Raw genomic sequence first — 17,235 nt, forward strand, 5'->3', positions numbered from 1 at the left:
ATTATTTAAGTGCGATCAAAACCCGGTAATCTCAACGAGATCACTCGTTTCCAGCAAATCAAAAGCCTGGATCAATTGTGAATTAAAAATTTGCATTAACCTGACCTTCGACGTATTTCCACAAGTCAGCCAGATTACTTTTGGGGGACTGCCATTTCGGTTTAACAGTGTCACGAAATCATCATCTTTTGTTATAACGATCGCGTCTTTCTTTCTCGCATCAAAAAAGATCTCTTTATCGTCTGCCTCAGCAAGGCCCAGGAATTGAGCAGAGTAACATTCAATTTTGAAAGTTGAAGTGATCCAGGGAGCAAGACTGGGTGGGAGCTGGGCGTCAAGAATGATCATTTAAGCAGCCTGTAAAACCGGATGGTTAAGCTTTACCGCCGCATACATAAGGCTTGCAGTAATGTCTTCCGGTTCAAGGTCAGGCAACTCATCGATCAGAATCTGTTCCGGAGTCAGTCCATTTGCCAGTAGTTCAAGAATGTCGGTCACACGTACACGCATATTGCGTATACAAGGCTTGCCCCCACATTGGTTTGGGTTAAAAGTGATGCGTTCAAGAAGTTGTTTATCCATTGTGTTCCTATCAACCTTGTCAAATTTAACCTTTTTTGCTACTGATTAAAATAGTCAACTACTTCGAAACTCCCGTTGCTTGGACAACGCTCCACTGTTTACAGGTAACAATGCAGGAATCAAGAGCCTATTAATTGCCAAAAAACAGGCCGATTTTCTAAAAAATATCCTATTAATCAAGTGGCTTGCTATTGGTACTAACCAAATTATCTCCTACTTTTGCGGTCTGAAAAAAACCTCATCTGAGATAATCAAAATCATATAATGGCAAACGCGACAAACATAGGAAAAATTACGCAGGTAATTGGCCCGGTTGTAGACGTATCATTTGAAGATGCCACAAGCATTCCTTCGATCCTGGATGCGCTTGAAGTCATCAAACCTAATGGTCAGAAAGTTGTACTGGAATGCCAGCAACATTTGGGCGAAGACCGCGTCCGTACCATCGCGATGGATAGTACCGAAGGTATGCAGCGCGGTATGAAGGTGACTCCACTGGGATCACCGATCAGAATGCCAATCGGCGAAGGTATCAAAGGTCGCCTTTTCAATGTAATCGGTGAAGCGATCGATGGTCTTACTCCTTTGGATTCTACAAATGGTATTTCGATTCACCGCTCGGCTCCTAAGTTTGAGGACCTTGCTACTGCTACTGAAGTACTTTTTACAGGTATCAAAGTAATTGACCTGCTTGCACCTTACGTAAAAGGAGGTAAAATCGGTTTGTTCGGTGGTGCCGGTGTAGGTAAAACGGTATTGATCCAGGAATTGATCAACAATATTGCAAAAGCATACGCAGGTCTTTCCGTTTTCGCTGGCGTTGGAGAACGTACACGTGAAGGAAATGACTTAATGCGTGAAATGATCGAAGCCGGTATCATTAAATACGGCGACGAGTTCAAACATAGCATGGAAGAAGGTGGATGGGATATTTCAAAAGTTGATTACAACGAATTGAAAGATTCACAGGCTACTTTCGTTTTCGGACAAATGAACGAACCTCCTGGCGCACGTGCACGTGTGGCGCTTTCAGGGTTAACAATGGCTGAGTATTTCCGTGACGGAGATGGCGAAGGTCAGGGTCGTGATATTCTTTTCTTTATCGACAATATCTTCCGTTTTACGCAGGCAGGTTCTGAGGTATCAGCCCTTTTGGGACGTATGCCATCAGCCGTAGGTTACCAGCCAACGCTGGCAACCGAAATGGGCCAGATGCAGGAACGCATTACATCTACAAAACGAGGTTCAATCACTTCCGTACAAGCAGTTTACGTACCTGCGGATGACTTGACTGACCCTGCTCCTGCGACGACATTTGCCCACTTGGACGCTACTACGGTACTTAGCCGTAAAGTTTCTGAAAAAGGTATTTACCCAGCTGTGGATCCACTGGATTCGGCTTCACGTATTTTGAATGCTGAAACTCTGGGTGCCGAGCATTACGATTGCGCACAACGCGTCAAAAGCATTCTTCAGCGTTACAAAGAATTGCAGGATATCATTGCGATCCTTGGTATGGAAGAACTTTCCGACGAAGATAAGCTGGTTGTATCCCGCGCCCGTCGTGTGGAACGTTTCTTGTCACAACCATTCTTTGTTGCTGAGCAGTTCACCGGTCTAAAAGGAACTTTGGTTGATATCAACGATACCATTAAAGGTTTCAACCTGATTATGGACGGAGCTTACGATCACCTTCCTGAAATGGCTTTCAACCTGGTTGGGACCATTGAAGATGCGCAGGCAAAAGGAGAAAAAATGCTAGCGGAAGCAACCCGTTAATCGGAGAATCCGCTGCTGAGCCGTTAGCCTATACTATTTTGCTAACAGCCAATCGCTAACAGCTAAAAGCTAAAAAATGCATTTAGAAATAATTACGCCAGATAAAAAAGTTTTCGCGGGAGAGGCCAACTCCGTTACTTTACCAGGAACCGAGGGACAATTTCAGGTACTGAACCGTCACGCACCGTTGGTGAGCGCACTTGCCAAAGGGGACGTTGTGGTAGATACCGGAGTTACCAAGCAAACTTACCTGATCGACGGCGGCGTTGTGGAGGTACTTAATAATAAGGTGCTGGTTCTCGCAGAAGCTATTTTATAGAAATACAAGATTGAAGGAAAAGCAGAGGCTGGAAACGGTCTCTGCTTTTTTGTTTTTATTTACTCAAAATATAAAAAATACATTTAGTAACCGGAGGACGTAAAGTTCCTATAATTTACTATAATTGAGTACCTTACCAAACGTACCTCAACTAATAGATTCCTGCCGGTGAAACTATCTATCCAAAACCTTCAAAAAACTTATCCCAATGGGGTAAGAGCCTTAAAAGGCATTGACCTCGTTATTGAAACCGGAATGTTTGGCCTTCTCGGGCCAAATGGCGCGGGAAAATCCTCGCTCATGCGTACCATTGCCACGTTGCAGGAAGCGGATGCCGGCAGCATTTTTCTCGACGATCTGGATGTTTTGAATGATAAACCTGCCGTTAGACGGATATTGGGCTACTTACCTCAGGAATTTGGGGTTTATCCGAAAATCAGCTCGGAAGTTATGCTTGACCACATTGCGCAGTTAAAAGGAATTCTTGATGCCAAGGAACGAAAACAGACCGTAGCGGCTTTGCTGGCGCGGGTTAACCTTTACAATGACCGCAAAAAACACCTCGGCACGTTCTCTGGCGGGATGAAACAACGGTTCGGTATCGCGCAGGCACTTCTCGCAAATCCAAAACTCATCATTGTGGACGAACCAACCGCCGGACTGGACCCGGCGGAAAGAAACCGCTTTTACAATCTCCTCAGTGAGTTAGGCGAAAATACGATCGTCATTCTCTCCACGCATATTGTGGAAGATGTACGGACATTATGCAGCGACTTTGCCATTATATGTAAAGGTGAAGTACTCCGAAACGGAAATCCCGATGAAGCCGTCAAAGAGTTGGAAGGCTACATTTACAGTATCACGATCGAAAAATCAGACATAGAAGAGTATAAAGCGAAATACCAGGTGATCTCGGCGCAAATGAAAAGCGGCAAACTAAGTATCAGGATTTTTTCAGAAACCGATCCTGGAATCGGATTTCTTCCGGTTGAACCGATCCTGGAAGACATTTACTTCCACCAGATTGCTTCCAAAATGGACGTAATCGCTTTGTAATCCCTCACTTCTAATGTCTCTGCTATGTTCTCTCAAATATTTACGTTTGAACTGAAATACCGTTTCAACCGCCCGGCCACCTGGATCTATTTTGGCGTTTACGTACTTGTGGGTTTCCTTTCCGTCGCAACCGGCTGGACTCCCGCATCTGAAAAAGTAATGCATAATGCCCCATGGACAATGGCGGAGGGAAACATTTTTTTCAGCTTCACCATGATGCTGGTTTGCTCGGCGGTAATGGGTGTTCCACTTTATCGTGACATTGAGTACCAAACCCGTAACTACCTTTTCGCCGCCCCGATCACCAAAGCCGGCTATTTCTGGGGCAGGTTTTTGGGTTCATTTATTTATGTGCTGCTGATCGGCACCGGTTTTAGCGTGGGCAGTTACATCGGTTCATTTATTGGCCCGCCTCTCGGCTGGGTACCTGCGGAAAGAGTGGGCGATTACAACCTCTGGAATTACTTTTATCCGTATTTCGTATTTTCCATCGGCAACCTGATCTTGTCGTCAACCATTTTCTTTGCGCTTGTATCATTTACCCGAAATGTCAAAGTCATTTACTCCGCAAGTATCCTGCTTTTCATTGCTTATCTGCTGGGTAATTTTCTTGCCAAAGACATTGAGAATCACGAACTCGTAAAACTTCTTGACCCGTTTGCGATCAATACTTTTACACTGGAAACGCGCTTTACAACACCATATGAGAAAAACCACGTACTCACGCCCATTTCGACCATTTACCTATTAAATCGGCTTATATGGGTCGGAATGGCGATCTTACTTATCCTTTTTACCTATTACAAATTCAGCTTCTCCAAATTTTTACAACCTGAAATAACCGGAAATAAAAAAGCAAAAAAAGGCGAGAAAGACGAAGCTGCACCAACATTTATTCCAAAAGTTCATCAGCATTTCGGGAATGTCTATAACCAAAGGATTTTCTGGAACCTTACCAAAATTGAATTCCTGAACGTTATCCGGGATAATTATTTCAGAGCAATCGTGCTCGGAGCATTGATATTTCTGGTGCTGGATATCTGGATCGGGGACACCATCTACAGCGTGAGCAACCTGCCGCTCACCATTTTTATCATGGATTATAAAGGCTATGACTATAATGTATTCATTTTCATCATCCTTCTTTTCTACACCGGAGAAGCAGTACACCGCGAAAAAGCCACACGTTACAACATCCTGAACGACGCATTGCCCGTCTCCAATCTCATTCTCTACTTTTCCAAATTGTCTGGATTGATCGGAATTGCAGCCATCATGGCGACTATTCCAATAGTAATTGGGATGATCATCCAGATCATTAAAGGTTTTACCGATTTCAATCTGCCGGTTTATTTCATTGATTCCTACCTGCTTACATTACCCGGTTTCATTCAAATGCTGCTGCTCTCTTTCGCAGTGCATATTCTGGTCAATAATAAGTTCGCAGGCCACGGTGTTGCCATGCTGATCTGGATTGCGATGTTCCTGCTCCGGAATTTTGCCGAAATGAACTACAATCTGTTCTTTTACTTTTTCACACCCGATTTCAGATGGTCTGATATGAATGGGCTGGGGCACTTTGCGAAGCCGCTTTTCTGGTTCAATTTCTACTGGTTGTTTCTTGGAATGCTACTGGCTTCGCTTGCTTATTTGTTTTTTCAGCGAGGCGTCGTGGGGGGTTTCAAGGAAAGGTGGAGAGTGGCATTGCAGCGTTTCAATGGCGTTCCCAGAATACTCGTCCCGCTATTTTTCATTTGCTGGATCGGCAGCGGCGCATTCATTTATTACAATGTGAGTTATCTGAACAACTATTATAGCGCTTCCGAAAACCGTGAGAATCAGGCGTTATATGAGAAAAAGCTGAAAAAGTACGAAAACCTGCCAATGCCCAAGATTACCAGCCTGATCGTTAATGCAGACATTTTCCCTGAGGAACGCAAAGTTTCTATTTATGGCAAAATGATCATTAAAAATAAAACCGATGAACCCATTAAAACCCTGCATTTAATGAGTGCGGACGAGGATCTGGAATACAAAATGCTTTATAATGGGAAGAACCTTCCTTTCAGTTATCCTGCCAAACATCCCTATTCCAAATTCTCCTTTTTGAAAAAAGGCGAGCAAAACTTCAATTACCGGATCTATAATTTGCCCGCGACCATGCAGCCCGGAGATTCCGCCTTACTGGAAATTTACTCGGTGAAGGCGAATAAAGGTTTTCTCAACAATGGGTTTAGCCGGGAAGTGTTGAATAACGGCACGTTTTACAGCGGAGGTCTGCCCAGTTTCGGCTATTCTGCGGAAGCTGAGCTGGAAAGCGATGAATACCGGAAAAAACTCGGCCTAAAACCAAAAAAAGACGACCTGCCCGACCACAACGATCCCAAAGGAATCCGGACGATGCTGTTTAATGACGATGCGGATATGGTTCACTTTGAAGCAACCGTGAGCACAACAGCCGACCAGCTTGCCATTGCGCCAGGTTATCTGTTGAAAACCTGGGAGAAAGGAGGTCGCAAATACTATCATTATGTCCAGGATACGCCGATTGATCTCTTTTTCACCCTCGTATCTGCAAAGTATGACGTGCTGAAAGACGTACAAAAATTACCGGACGGAAGAAGCATCAACATCGAGATATTTCATGATAAAAGCCATCCATATAACCTTCAGCGTTTTAACACTGCTTATAAAGATGGGCTGAAATATTTCTCCGAAACCTACGGGCCCTTTCAATTCCGGCAAATGCGGCTGATGGAATTCCCTCGTTATGAGAGCTTTGCTCAAAGCTTTGCAAACACGGTACCATATTCCGAAAATTTTGGCTGGGTAGCGGATTTCCAAAGTCCGGATGATTTTGACTATACCTACTTCGTAACTGCTCATGAACTGGCGCATCAATGGTGGGGGCATCAGGTTACCCCAAATAAAACTCGTGGATCCAACCTGGTTTCCGAAGCATTAGCAGAATACACTGCTTTGATTTTGACCGAGCGCAAATATGGAAAAGACAATATGAAACGGTTCCTGAAAGACGAGCTCGACAAATACCTGCGCGGACGGGCGAATGAAGCAAAAAAAGAAAACACCTTTATAAACTGCAACCGGCCATATGAATGGTATTACAAAGGCAGCCTGATCATGTATGGATTGCGCGATCTGGTCGGAGATACCGCGGTAAATCAGGCATTGCGGGAATTCAGGGACGAATATGCATTACGTGAGAATCCGCCATTCGCCGGAAGTAACAACCTCTTTGCCTACCTTGATAAGCACACGCCGGATTCATTAAGATACTACCTCAACGATACCTGGAAAAAGATCACTTTGTACGAAAATAAATTCGAAAAAGCCTCATCAAAAGCAGCTGGAAAGGATATGTATGATGTATCATTTACGTTTTCTTCCAAGAAGTTTTATGCCGATAGCAGCGGAAAAGAAACAGTAGCGCCCATGAACGACTACATCGACCTGGGTGTCTTCGCGGCCGAAACAACAAACAAGGGAGGCCAAAAACAAACTAACCCATTATTTATCAAAAAATACAAGCTGAAACCCGGCACTCAAACTGTGACCATGCGGGTGAAAGGCAAACCGGTGAAAGCGGGCATTGATCCTTATAACAAGCTGATCGATCGGATACCAGATGATAATTCCGGGGACGTTGAGTAAACCAGCTGCACAGTAACAGAAGTTTAAGCTCCAAAGATTCTTTGCCTGAAACATAATTATGCCTTTATTTTATTCTTCAAAACCTAACCCCCGACGAATATAGAGGTTGCAAAAAGAAAAAGTTTTCCTATTTTCGAAAACTACTTTTCACTCCTGCATGGAACAATCCTCTTCCAAAAACGAACTCCTTAAAATCCTTGGCGTTGGCTTCGGGATTGCGGTAACCATCGGCGGTACCATCGGAACGGGCATTCTTCGCAAGCCCGGCCCCATCGCAGCCCAGCTTGGTGAGCCATGGCTGATTATGACACTATGGGTCGCAGTGAGCATATATGCATTTCTCGGCACACTTTGCACCATTGAATTGGGAACTTCCATGCCAAAAGCCGGGGCCTGGTACATTTACGCCCAGAGAGCATTTGGTAATTATGCCGGTTTTGTGGTTGGTATTAACAGCTGGCTCGGTACCTGTTCCGCCCTGGGTTTCGGAGTGTATACCATGAGCGAATACCTTGCGCTGCTCATCCCTGCATTTACCGGCTACGAACCTTATGTTGCTGCGTCTATTCTGCTCATTCTCACGTGCATTCACTGGATCGGTCTGGCATTAGCCAGCAGTTTTCAAAACATCATGAGTGTTTTGAAAGGCATTGGACTTTTAATCTTCGTGATAGTCTGTTACATCTATGGCGACGAAGTAACCGGAGAACAAATGGTACAAACGACCAGCAAAATCGCCGAAACCGGAAGCTGGATCGCGCCGGTGATCTTTTCGCTGCAAGCCATTTTTTACACCTATGACGGCTGGCATACGGCCGCCTATTTTTCCGAAGAAGACCGCAACCCGACTAAAAATCTCCCGAAATCGATGATCGGGGGCGTTTTGCTGATCATAGCAATTTACCTTCTTTGCAATCTCGCTATCCTGCACGTTCTGCCAATGGATGCATTGTCCCAGTCGAAGCTGGCTGCTGCTGATGCGATTACGCTGATTTTCGGCGAAGGTTCGGGCAAGATTGTGACCTTGTTTCTGATGATCTCCATTCTCGGGATCGTTAATGCGCAGCTGCTTTTCAATCCGCGTGTTTTATATTCCATGAGTCGCGATGGACTTTTCCTGCGTGCGGGTACCCTTGTGAATAACGGAGGTACGCCGGCTGTCGCGATGCTGATCACCTCGGGAGTTGCGGTTACATTAATATTACTAGGTAAAGATGCCTGCGAAAAGTTGTCCGACATTGCGACATTCTTTTTTGTACTAGGTTACACCTCCGGATTCGCGTCGCTTTTGGCATTACGAAAAAAAGAACCCACCCTGCCACGTCCCTGGAAAGTGCCCGCCTACCCGTTTTTGCCGATGCTGATGCTCATCGTGTCAATCGCATTCCTGATCGGCGCCATCATTCAGGATCTTCCCGGAAGCCAGTTTGCATTGCTTTTCATGATCATTAGTTATCCGGCCTTTTTGCTGGTCCGGCGGCTCAATCAGTAAAAAGTAACCGCAAGTTTGTTTAATAGAAATCTCACCTAAAACAATCTATGCTACACACTAAGACATTTATCCGATCAACGCTGATCTCGCTGATTGTTCTTTCCGCATTCGCTTTTCAGGCGATCGAAGAAGATTTTACGCAATTTCTGTCAAGAAAACTGATGAAATACCGGCACGCTTTTCCACCCGAGAAAGCATTTCTTCACCTCGATAAACCGTATTATGTGACCGGCGATACATTATGGTTTAAGGCCTACCTGGTGGAAGGCGCACTTCACGCCATGGATAGCGCAAGTAATCTGCTATATGTGGACCTGATCGAGCACCGAACCGGCAAAAATTCGGCATTAAAACGTGTGAACCTGAATGGCGGCATTGGTCACGGTGACATTGTACTTGCCGACTCCATTCCGGCCGGATCGTATACGGTACGCGCATACACAAACTGGATGCGCAATGCTTCGGATGATTTCTTTTTTCAAAAAGACATCCGGGTGTTTGCTGAGAATGAACAACTTACTATCGACAAGCCCTCGAAGATCGACTTCCAGTTTTTTCCGGAAGGAGGTCAGCTTGTGGCGGGCGTGAGTACGCGTATTTCGTTCAAAGCGGTAAATGGTGCTGGCCTGGGGCAGGATGTAAAAGGTTTTGTTTTAAATCAAAATAAAGATACCGTTGCTTCATTTGCGAGTGCGCATCTGGGAATGGGCAGGTTTCAGTTCGAGGCGGCGGCTGATCAAACTTATTCTGCATTTCTGAAAGACAAAGACGGTAAATTAATGCCGGTAACCTTTCCTACTGTGGACCCGAGCGGCTATACCATGATCGTAGACAATTTGTCCAATCCACTTAAAATGAGAATTATAGCCTACGCGAAAATCCCGGGCAAGAGTGAAATACCCGTTCATGTCGTGGGACATTCGAGAGGAATTGTGGCATTCATAGCAAAAGGTAAAATTGGCGCCCGGGGATTAATGATGAACCTCTTCACTACCGAACTTCCGGACGGTATCACGCACCTGACGCTTTTTGATGATGAAAATAAGCCGGTTTGCGAGCGGATCGTTTTCATTGATCATAACCGAAACCTGAATGTAAAACTCAGTCCTGCAAAAACGGCATTTAAGCCCCGTGAAAAATCGGAAGTGGAAGTAACCGTTACGGATTCGGCCGGCAAACCTGTCGAGGCTAACCTTTCCGTTTCCGTGACGGATGGCTCACAAATTTTGCAGCAACCTTACGATCAGAACATCGTCTCCTACCTTCTCCTATCGTCTGATCTGAAAGGATTTATCGAACAGCCGGGATATTATTTCGATCGTCAGAAGTCTGACCGGAAGGTTAACCTCGATTACCTGATGACGACCCAGGGCTGGACCAGGTTTAAATGGAATGAAGTACTTCGGGATTCACTCGACCTGCCTAAATACTTTGTCGAGCAAGGTGTAACCCTCTCGGGCGAGGTTCGCCGCAATAACAAAAAGGTTACGGATAAGCTGGTGCTATCGTTGTACCTCAGCAACGATAGTCTGAACACATTTATGACAGCCGAAACGCAGGCCGACAGCCGGTTCGCGGTCTACAATCTTGTATTTGAAGATTCTTTGAAGGTCCGTTTGCAGGGAATGAACAAAAAAGGCAATCAAAGTCTCTCTTTTAAACTCGATCCATTTCTCAGCCCGAAGGTTTCTTTGGTTAAAATCCCATATAATCCTGTCACAGTAGACGCCCAGCGGCTCAATGATTATCTCAAAAAAGCTGCCCAGGACCAGGAGATTACGAGAAAGATCCGGGAAAGCAGAGAACGACTATTGCAGGAGGTGACTATTAAAGCAAAAAAGGAAGTACCCCGGGATTCCAGGAAAATATACGGTTCTGCGGATGCATCAATTAAAATTACCCCTCAGATGGCATCGGGAAGCATGAGCATTCTCGATATGCTCGCCGGGCGCGTGGCCGGTGTGCGAGTGACCGGTTCGGGGATGAATGCATCCGTTTTTATTCGTGGAAATACGTCTGAGCCACAGTTCGTACTGGACGGAATGCCGGTCGACAAGGAAATGGTGATTTCGATGAACGTGCATGACGTCGAATCCATTGACGTGCTAAAAGGTGCCGGCGCAGCTATTTTTGGGAGTCGGGGCGGAAACGGAGTGATTTCGATCCTGACGAAACGCGGCAATGAAAACTACGATTACTCGCAGGATATCGTGCCGGGTGTTTTAGTAAGCCAGATTGCGGGTTTCAATGTTCCGAGAGCGTTTTATTCACCGGTTTACAATGCGGGCAATGCGCAAAACGCAATTCCTGATTACAGGTCAACTATTTTTTGGGCACCGATGTTAAAAACAGACAAGAATGGAAAAGCGCGGTTTTCCTACTTCAATTCGGATGCGGTTTCTAATGTAGATATCAGCGCTGAGGTACTTAGTTTTGCCGGCGTTCCGGGCTACGGTAAAGCCTCTTATTCTGTGAATTAAGACGGATGTAAGATTACTTCAATTTACACGTTACTATTCTTATTTGCGTAAGTAGTTGGACAAGTCATACACACATAAAAATTGTAACTTTGTTATTTACGCCGCAATACCGGACATGAATCAGGATGTGAAGGCATAACTTGAAATTATGAGGACCGAATATTTAAAACTGACCCTTCTGATTTGTCTTCTGGCGAGCGCGTTCATTGCGCCGTCGGCAAATGCACAGCGCCGGGGTAAGGATAAAGAAAAAGATCCAGCAAAGGCAGAATCGGCCAGTTTCAAGCTTGTCGAAGAATCGATGGCGGCTGAGGGTATGAAGTTTATGATGAAGGATGAACCGGCCCGCGCACTTCCCATTTTTGAAAATCTCGCCAAAACAAACTCAGAAGATGCCGCTACCCATTACCTTGTAGCAACAGCGCTCATTAAGCTCGAAAAATTTGATGATGCCATTGTTTCTTCCAAAAAGGCCTACGAACTCAATAAAGAGAATATTTTTTACGCCCAGCAGCTTGCAGAGCTTTGCGCAAAACGCCGGAAATACACCGAAGCCGCACAGATCTACCAAACCTTAGTTACGAAAAACCCGGAGAACATCCAGTATGGTGTGGAACTGGCGGCGGTTTATGTTTTCAACGAACAATTTGACAAAGCCATTGAAACGTACACCGGTCTGGAAAAGGCAATTGGGGTTACCGAAGAAATAACACATCAGAAACAGCAGCTTTATTTAAGACAAAACAATCTGGATAAGGCAGTTGAAGAAGCCAAAAAGCTAATCGCCGCCGAGCCGACAGAAGTAAGTTACCGGGTGGAGTTAGCAGAACTTCTGATTGCGAACGATCGGGTAAAAGATGCTGTAATTCCTTTGGAAGAGGCTCTGAAAATCAATCCCGACGAGGCTCAGGCCCACGTACTGCTGGCCGACATTTACCGCAGAAATGGCGATATAGAAAAATGCAACCAGGAATTGCGACTGGTTTTCGCGAACCCAAACCTCGATGCAGATCCGAAAGTACGTGTGCTGACCGGATATCTGAGCATGTTAAAAACAGACACTGAACTCAATGAGGCTACAAGTCTGGCGAAACAGCTTGCAGAAACCCACCCGACCGAAGCTCGCGCCATTGTCATTTACGCAGACCTGCTGACGCGTCAGAACAAAAAGGCGGATGCCAGAGATATGTATGTAAAAGCTTCGCAACTGGATGGTTCGGTATTTCAGGTTTGGGGCGCCATTTTACAGCTGGATATCGATCTTAATCAGATAGATAGCGTGATGGTCCATTCGGAAAAAGCACTTGAAATATTTCCTAATCAGGGATTGTTATGGTATTTCAATGGGATCGCGCATTTGATGAAAAAGAATTTCAAAGAGGCGATTTCATCCTTTGAGGAAGGCCTGAAACTGGTTGGTGACAAACCTGATCTCATACCGCACATTCATGCGCAGCTTGGGGATGCATACAATGGCATCGGTGATCACCAGAAGTCCGACGCAGCATACGATCTCGCACTTAAAGGCAATCCGGATAATGACCATGTACTGAATAATTACAGTTACTTTTTATCGCTGCGAAAAGAAAAACTGGACCTGGCACTGAAGATGTCCGAAAAGTTGGTCCAGCAACATCAGAATAACCCTACTTACCTGGATACATACGCGTGGGTACTTTACATTCGGAAAGACTATAAGAAAGCAAAGGAGTTTCTCGAAAAAGCAATGGTCGACAGTGCCGGCGTGAGTGGCACGATTGTTGAGCATTATGGAGATGTTCTGTTCAAATTAGGTGAACGGGATAACGCAGTGGCGCAATGGAAAAAGGCAAAGAGAATGGGCGAAACCACTGAACTTCTGGACAAAAAAATAGCAACGGGTGCACTACATGAGCAATAAAATTACGGTCGGGCTGGTAACCATTTCATTAATCTGGTTTACAGCTTGTCATAAACAACGTTCTTCAAAAAGTTTAGCCAAAAATCCGGTCGCAGATTCTACTATCGTTACAAATGCCCCGGTCGAAACGGATTCTTCGGTTGCAGAAGTAACTGAAAAAGTAGAGCCCATCGCCATTAAAAAGGTCGAATTTGAATATCTGACCGCCAAATCCAAAGTCTCATTTAAAAGCAAATCGCAGGATTTTGATAATACAAATGTCAACATCCGCATGAAGAAAGACAGTATTATCTGGATTTCGGTCACGGGCGTGGGGCTTGAAGTGGCGCGGGGCATTATTACGCCTGACTCCATTATTTTTATGGATAAAATTCACCGCGACTATTTTGTATTCGATTACGCGCAGCTAAGCAAACAATATAATTTTGACCTGAACTTCGCACTTCTCCAATCCGTGATCATTGGCAACCTGCCGTTTGAACAACAACCTGATGGGCGTTTCGTAAAAGAAAATGACTTTTATATTCTTAAACAGGAGATTGAAAGGCTCCAAGTCGATAACTACATTGCCGAAAGCAATTTAAAATTGTCGCGTCTCAAAGCGACAGAAATACCAACTCAGAACACCTTTACGTTGGATTATGAGGACTTTAAAGAAGTAAGCAGCTTCCTGTTCCCATTCATGAGTACCATCAACCTGAATGTAAAATCGGCGAAAGATCAGCAGGTCAGAGAGACCAATATGCGGATCAAACACAGTAAGGTAGAACTGGTTGCCAACAGTCCCGGTTTTCCTTTTAAAGTGCCGTCTGGCTACAAGCGCAAAAGGTAAAATACAGAAAGTCTGCTTAACTTTGCCCGCCTGGAATTGTATTTTGGCCGCAAGAATCAATCATATGCCCTTTCTTACCCCCGGCTGCCGCCGTTTATTCTTATTACTGACGTTTCTGATCTGTGCGTGTACAGGCGCCTTCGCGCAAAAAACACGCGAGCAACTCGAACGCGAAAAAAATGAGAACCAGAGCAAAATCCGCGAGATCCAGAGCATTCTGAAACAGACTTCTTCTCAGAAAAATGTGAACCTGGGTCAGCTAAAAGCGTTAAACCAACAAATTAACACTTATAAAAGACAGATCGACCTGCTTTCGGATGATCTTGCGTTACTCGACAAAGAGTTAAAAATCCTCGAAAAAAAGCGTCAGGCACTCGACAGCAGTTTGAATGTACTGAAAAAGGAATACGGCAGGATGATCTACGAGGCGTCCAAACGAAATGTGTATTTCAATCAACTCGTTTTCCTTTTTTCCGCAGGTACATTCAATCAGTTTGTCTTAAGGTATAAATATCTCAAACAATATACGGATGCGCGCGAAGATCAGGTGGAGGAAATAGAGGTTCTGCAAAACAAATTAGCTGCTGAACGTCGGCGCATTACCAGCAAAAAGAATCAGCAAAAAACAGTACTTGATACGCGGGTTACCGAGAACACCAAACTGGAAGGTCTGAAAACCAAGCAAAACGAGGTGATCCAGGAGCTTTCACAAAAGGAAGTTGAATTGCGGAAGCAGATCGCCGAAAATAAACGTGCAACCGACTTACTGGAAGCGAACATCCGGCGGATCGCCGAGCGTGAACGCCGCGAGCGTCTGGAACGTGAGAAAAGAGAACGCGAAGAACGTGAAGCCAGAAGAAAGGCCGAACGCGAAAGATTAGCACGCGAAAACGCGGAAAGGGAGAAAAAGGGAGAAGCTGCCGTGGTAGCCGCCCCTGAAAAAGAAGAAGAACCGGTGATTTCGAGTGGGATGAGCGAGGAAGAAACGACATTAGCTTCCTCATTTACAGCTTCTCAGGCGCGTTTACCATGGCCGGTGAAAGGGTTCGTGTCGGGACATTTCGGACAAAGGCCTCATGCCGTTTTAAAAGGTGTAATGGTTGATAACCTGGGTGTTGATATCCAAACCACCGCCGGCGAGCCGGTACGATCCGTTTACGATGGCGTAGTGTTAGATGTGACTGAAATGCCGGGAATGGGTAACGTAGTCGCGATCCAGCATGGAAATTACATGACGATTTATGCCAAAATGAATGGAGTAACTGTTCGCGCGGGCCAAAAAGTGAAAGCAAGAGAAAATATAGGGAGGGTTGCTACGGATAGTGACGGTACATCCGAGTTACAATTCCAGATCTGGAAAAATACATCCCGCCTCAATCCCGAAACCTGGCTGATGCGGCGGTAACTCCTGAAACCCAGTTTTTTTTGTCATTCGTAGTCATTAATAGTCATGTATTGTTTTGTATAAGTGCGAGGAGACAACAAATGACCTTTTGACAATAAATGACTAATTAGATTTTCACATTAAATTTGACTTGTAACGATATGTCCGTCCATACACCTGATATTAAACGTGTTACCACCCACATCATTCAGGAAATGAAGACGCGTGGTGAAAAAATATCTTGTCTTACAGCCTATGATTATTCGATGGCCGGCATTGTGGATGCCGCAGGTGTCGAGCTGATCCTGGTTGGAGATTCGGCATCAAACGTGATGGCCGGCCACGAAACGACGCTACCTATTACCATTGACCAGATGATCTACCACGCGACTTCGGTAGTACGGGCTGTAAAAAGGGCATTGGTGGTAGTGGACTTACCTTTCGGATCGTATCAGGGGAACTCCCGGGAAGCGCTTAACTCGGCGATACGCATTATGAAGGAATCGGGCGCGCATGCGGTGAAGCTGGAAGGCGGGCTTGAAATCAAAGATTCCATTACCAGGATATTAAGCGCAGGAGTTCCGGTAATGGGCCATTTGGGGCTAACGCCACAGTCGATCTATAAATTTGGAACGTATACCGTCCGTGCAAAGCAGGAAGATGAAGCCAGAAAGTTATTGGAAGACGCTAAAATGCTTGAAGAGATCGGTTGTTTTTCAATGGTTTTGGAGAAAATCCCTTCCACTTTAACAAAAAAAGTTTCCGAAAACGTGGGCATTCCAACGATCGGAATCGGGGCGGGACCTCATGCTGACGGGCAAATTTTGGTATTGCACGATTTACTAGGCATTAATAAGGCATTCAAGCCCAGATTCTTACGCCGCTACGCAGATTTGAACGGCGTAATGACAGACGCCATTTCCAATTACATTAAAGACGTAAAAGGAAAATCGTTTCCTAATGAACAGGAATCGTATTGACCTTTTAAAAAGTAAAGAACTAATAAAATGGCTAAAAAACCACTCCACGTTATATACGAGGACAATCACCTCATTATTGTCAACAAAGAAGCCGGCGTCCTTGTCCAGGGAGACATTACCCGCGACAAATGCCTGCTGGACATTGTGAAGGACTATATTAAAGATACGTATCAGAAACCGGGCGCCGTTTTTCTCGGTACCGTCCATCGTCTCGATCGCCCGGTGAGCGGGCTTGTTGTTTTTGCCCGTACCTCAAAAGCGCTGGAACGGATGAATGAGATCTTCCGCAAACGCGATGTCCAGAAAACCTATTGGGCCGTAGTTAAAAACAGGCCCGCTGAAAAGAAGGGAAAGCTCGTCCATTGGCTTTCCAAGGATGAAACCAGGAATGTGACCACTGCCTATGATTACGAAAAAGAGGGAACGCAGCGCGCGGAACTATCGTACCGGTGGCTGGGTGAGGTGAACAAATTCCATCTGCTGGAAGTAATGCCCGTTACCGGGAGGCCACACCAGATCCGGGTACAGCTTGCATCGATGAATTGCCCGATCCGCGGTGATGTGAAATATGGTTATCCGAAAGGCAATCCGGACGGAAGCATCAATCTGCACGCTCGGAGACTTTATTTCGAGCATCCGGTTAAAAAAGAACCGTTGATCTGCAAAGCCGGACTTCCAAACGATCCGTTTTGGGAAGAATTCTTAAGCCTGGATACAGACATTGTTAAACCAGAACATCTTGATTTCCTGCACGAATAG

At 45.3% G+C, this 17,235-nt stretch carries 13 protein-coding genes; 11 read left to right on the top strand and 2 right to left on the bottom strand.

What is annotated here, in order from left to right:
* Positions 1 to 15: 15 nt before the first annotated feature.
* On the bottom strand, positions 16 to 348 hold the full coding sequence (locus LZG72_RS16605; protein WP_233874896.1) for a DUF5615 family PIN-like protein: 333 nt from the start codon (positions 346 to 348) through the stop codon (positions 16 to 18).
* A complete protein-coding gene (locus LZG72_RS16610) occupies positions 349 to 582 on the bottom strand; it encodes a DUF433 domain-containing protein (protein WP_233874900.1) in 234 nt (77 codons plus the stop codon). It abuts the gene before it with no gap.
* Between the two features lie 264 nt (positions 583 to 846).
* Here LZG72_RS16610 and atpD point away from each other — a divergent pair, with 264 nt between their 5' ends.
* From atpD to LZG72_RS16665, 11 genes are all read left to right on the top strand, one after another.
* Positions 847 to 2,361: a F0F1 ATP synthase subunit beta gene (gene atpD / locus LZG72_RS16615; RefSeq protein WP_233874903.1), complete on the top strand. Its 1,515-nt coding sequence runs from the start codon at positions 847 to 849 to the stop codon at positions 2,359 to 2,361.
* A 76-nt stretch (positions 2,362 to 2,437) separates the two neighbouring features.
* On the top strand, positions 2,438 to 2,680 hold the full coding sequence (gene atpC / locus LZG72_RS16620; RefSeq protein ID WP_233874906.1) for an ATP synthase F1 subunit epsilon: 243 nt from the start codon (positions 2,438 to 2,440) through the stop codon (positions 2,678 to 2,680).
* 168 nt (positions 2,681 to 2,848) lie between these two features.
* On the top strand, positions 2,849 to 3,736 hold the full coding sequence (locus tag LZG72_RS16625) for an ABC transporter ATP-binding protein (RefSeq protein ID WP_233874909.1): 888 nt from the start codon (positions 2,849 to 2,851) through the stop codon (positions 3,734 to 3,736).
* A gap of 24 nt (positions 3,737 to 3,760) precedes the next feature.
* Entirely contained in the window at positions 3,761 to 7,408 is a 3,648-nt protein-coding gene (locus LZG72_RS16630) for a M1 family aminopeptidase (RefSeq protein ID WP_233874911.1), read from the top strand.
* Positions 7,409 to 7,565: 157 nt separating this feature from the next.
* Entirely contained in the window at positions 7,566 to 8,900 is a 1,335-nt protein-coding gene (locus LZG72_RS16635) for an APC family permease (protein ID WP_233874913.1), read from the top strand.
* A 47-nt stretch (positions 8,901 to 8,947) separates the two neighbouring features.
* Positions 8,948 to 11,380: a TonB-dependent receptor plug domain-containing protein gene (locus LZG72_RS16640; RefSeq protein ID WP_233874923.1), complete on the top strand. Its 2,433-nt coding sequence runs from the start codon at positions 8,948 to 8,950 to the stop codon at positions 11,378 to 11,380.
* Between the two features lie 148 nt (positions 11,381 to 11,528).
* Positions 11,529 to 13,280: a tetratricopeptide repeat protein gene (locus tag LZG72_RS16645; RefSeq protein WP_233874926.1), complete on the top strand. Its 1,752-nt coding sequence runs from the start codon at positions 11,529 to 11,531 to the stop codon at positions 13,278 to 13,280.
* Complete coding sequence (locus LZG72_RS16650) at positions 13,270 to 14,112, top strand: DUF4292 domain-containing protein (RefSeq protein ID WP_233874928.1); 843 nt, start codon at positions 13,270 to 13,272, stop codon at positions 14,110 to 14,112. Before LZG72_RS16645 ends, LZG72_RS16650 begins: the two co-directional genes overlap by 11 nt.
* 64 nt (positions 14,113 to 14,176) lie before the next feature.
* Positions 14,177 to 15,517, top strand: coding sequence for a murein hydrolase activator EnvC (locus LZG72_RS16655; protein WP_233874931.1), 1,341 nt, complete (start codon positions 14,177 to 14,179; stop codon positions 15,515 to 15,517).
* Between the two features lie 140 nt (positions 15,518 to 15,657).
* Complete coding sequence (gene panB, locus LZG72_RS16660) at positions 15,658 to 16,476, top strand: 3-methyl-2-oxobutanoate hydroxymethyltransferase (protein WP_233874932.1); 819 nt, start codon at positions 15,658 to 15,660, stop codon at positions 16,474 to 16,476.
* Between the two features lie 27 nt (positions 16,477 to 16,503).
* Positions 16,504 to 17,235: an RluA family pseudouridine synthase gene (locus LZG72_RS16665; RefSeq protein WP_233874934.1), complete on the top strand. Its 732-nt coding sequence runs from the start codon at positions 16,504 to 16,506 to the stop codon at positions 17,233 to 17,235.

This window comes from Dyadobacter sp. CY323, assembly GCF_021390245.1.
Taxonomy (GTDB): Bacteria; Bacteroidota; Bacteroidia; order Cytophagales; family Spirosomataceae; genus Dyadobacter.

What these genes read in the sequence shown, in the direction of transcription:
- LZG72_RS16665 (WP_233874934.1), top strand. Translation starts at nt 16,504, where the DNA reads ATGGCTAAAAAACCACTCCACGTTATATACGAGGACAATCACCTCATT.
- LZG72_RS16605 (WP_233874896.1), bottom strand. Translation starts at nt 348, where the DNA reads ATGATCATTCTTGACGCCCAGCTCCCACCCAGTCTTGCTCCCTGGATC.
- atpD (WP_233874903.1), top strand. Translation starts at nt 847, where the DNA reads ATGGCAAACGCGACAAACATAGGAAAAATTACGCAGGTAATTGGCCCG.
- LZG72_RS16640 (WP_233874923.1), top strand. Translation starts at nt 8,948, where the DNA reads ATGCTACACACTAAGACATTTATCCGATCAACGCTGATCTCGCTGATT.
- atpC (WP_233874906.1), top strand. Translation starts at nt 2,438, where the DNA reads ATGCATTTAGAAATAATTACGCCAGATAAAAAAGTTTTCGCGGGAGAG.
- LZG72_RS16655 (WP_233874931.1), top strand. Translation starts at nt 14,177, where the DNA reads ATGCCCTTTCTTACCCCCGGCTGCCGCCGTTTATTCTTATTACTGACG.
- LZG72_RS16635 (WP_233874913.1), top strand. Translation starts at nt 7,566, where the DNA reads ATGGAACAATCCTCTTCCAAAAACGAACTCCTTAAAATCCTTGGCGTT.
- panB (WP_233874932.1), top strand. Translation starts at nt 15,658, where the DNA reads ATGTCCGTCCATACACCTGATATTAAACGTGTTACCACCCACATCATT.
- LZG72_RS16645 (WP_233874926.1), top strand. Translation starts at nt 11,529, where the DNA reads ATGAGGACCGAATATTTAAAACTGACCCTTCTGATTTGTCTTCTGGCG.
- LZG72_RS16650 (WP_233874928.1), top strand. Translation starts at nt 13,270, where the DNA reads ATGAGCAATAAAATTACGGTCGGGCTGGTAACCATTTCATTAATCTGG.
- LZG72_RS16630 (WP_233874911.1), top strand. Translation starts at nt 3,761, where the DNA reads ATGTTCTCTCAAATATTTACGTTTGAACTGAAATACCGTTTCAACCGC.
- LZG72_RS16610 (WP_233874900.1), bottom strand. Translation starts at nt 582, where the DNA reads ATGGATAAACAACTTCTTGAACGCATCACTTTTAACCCAAACCAATGT.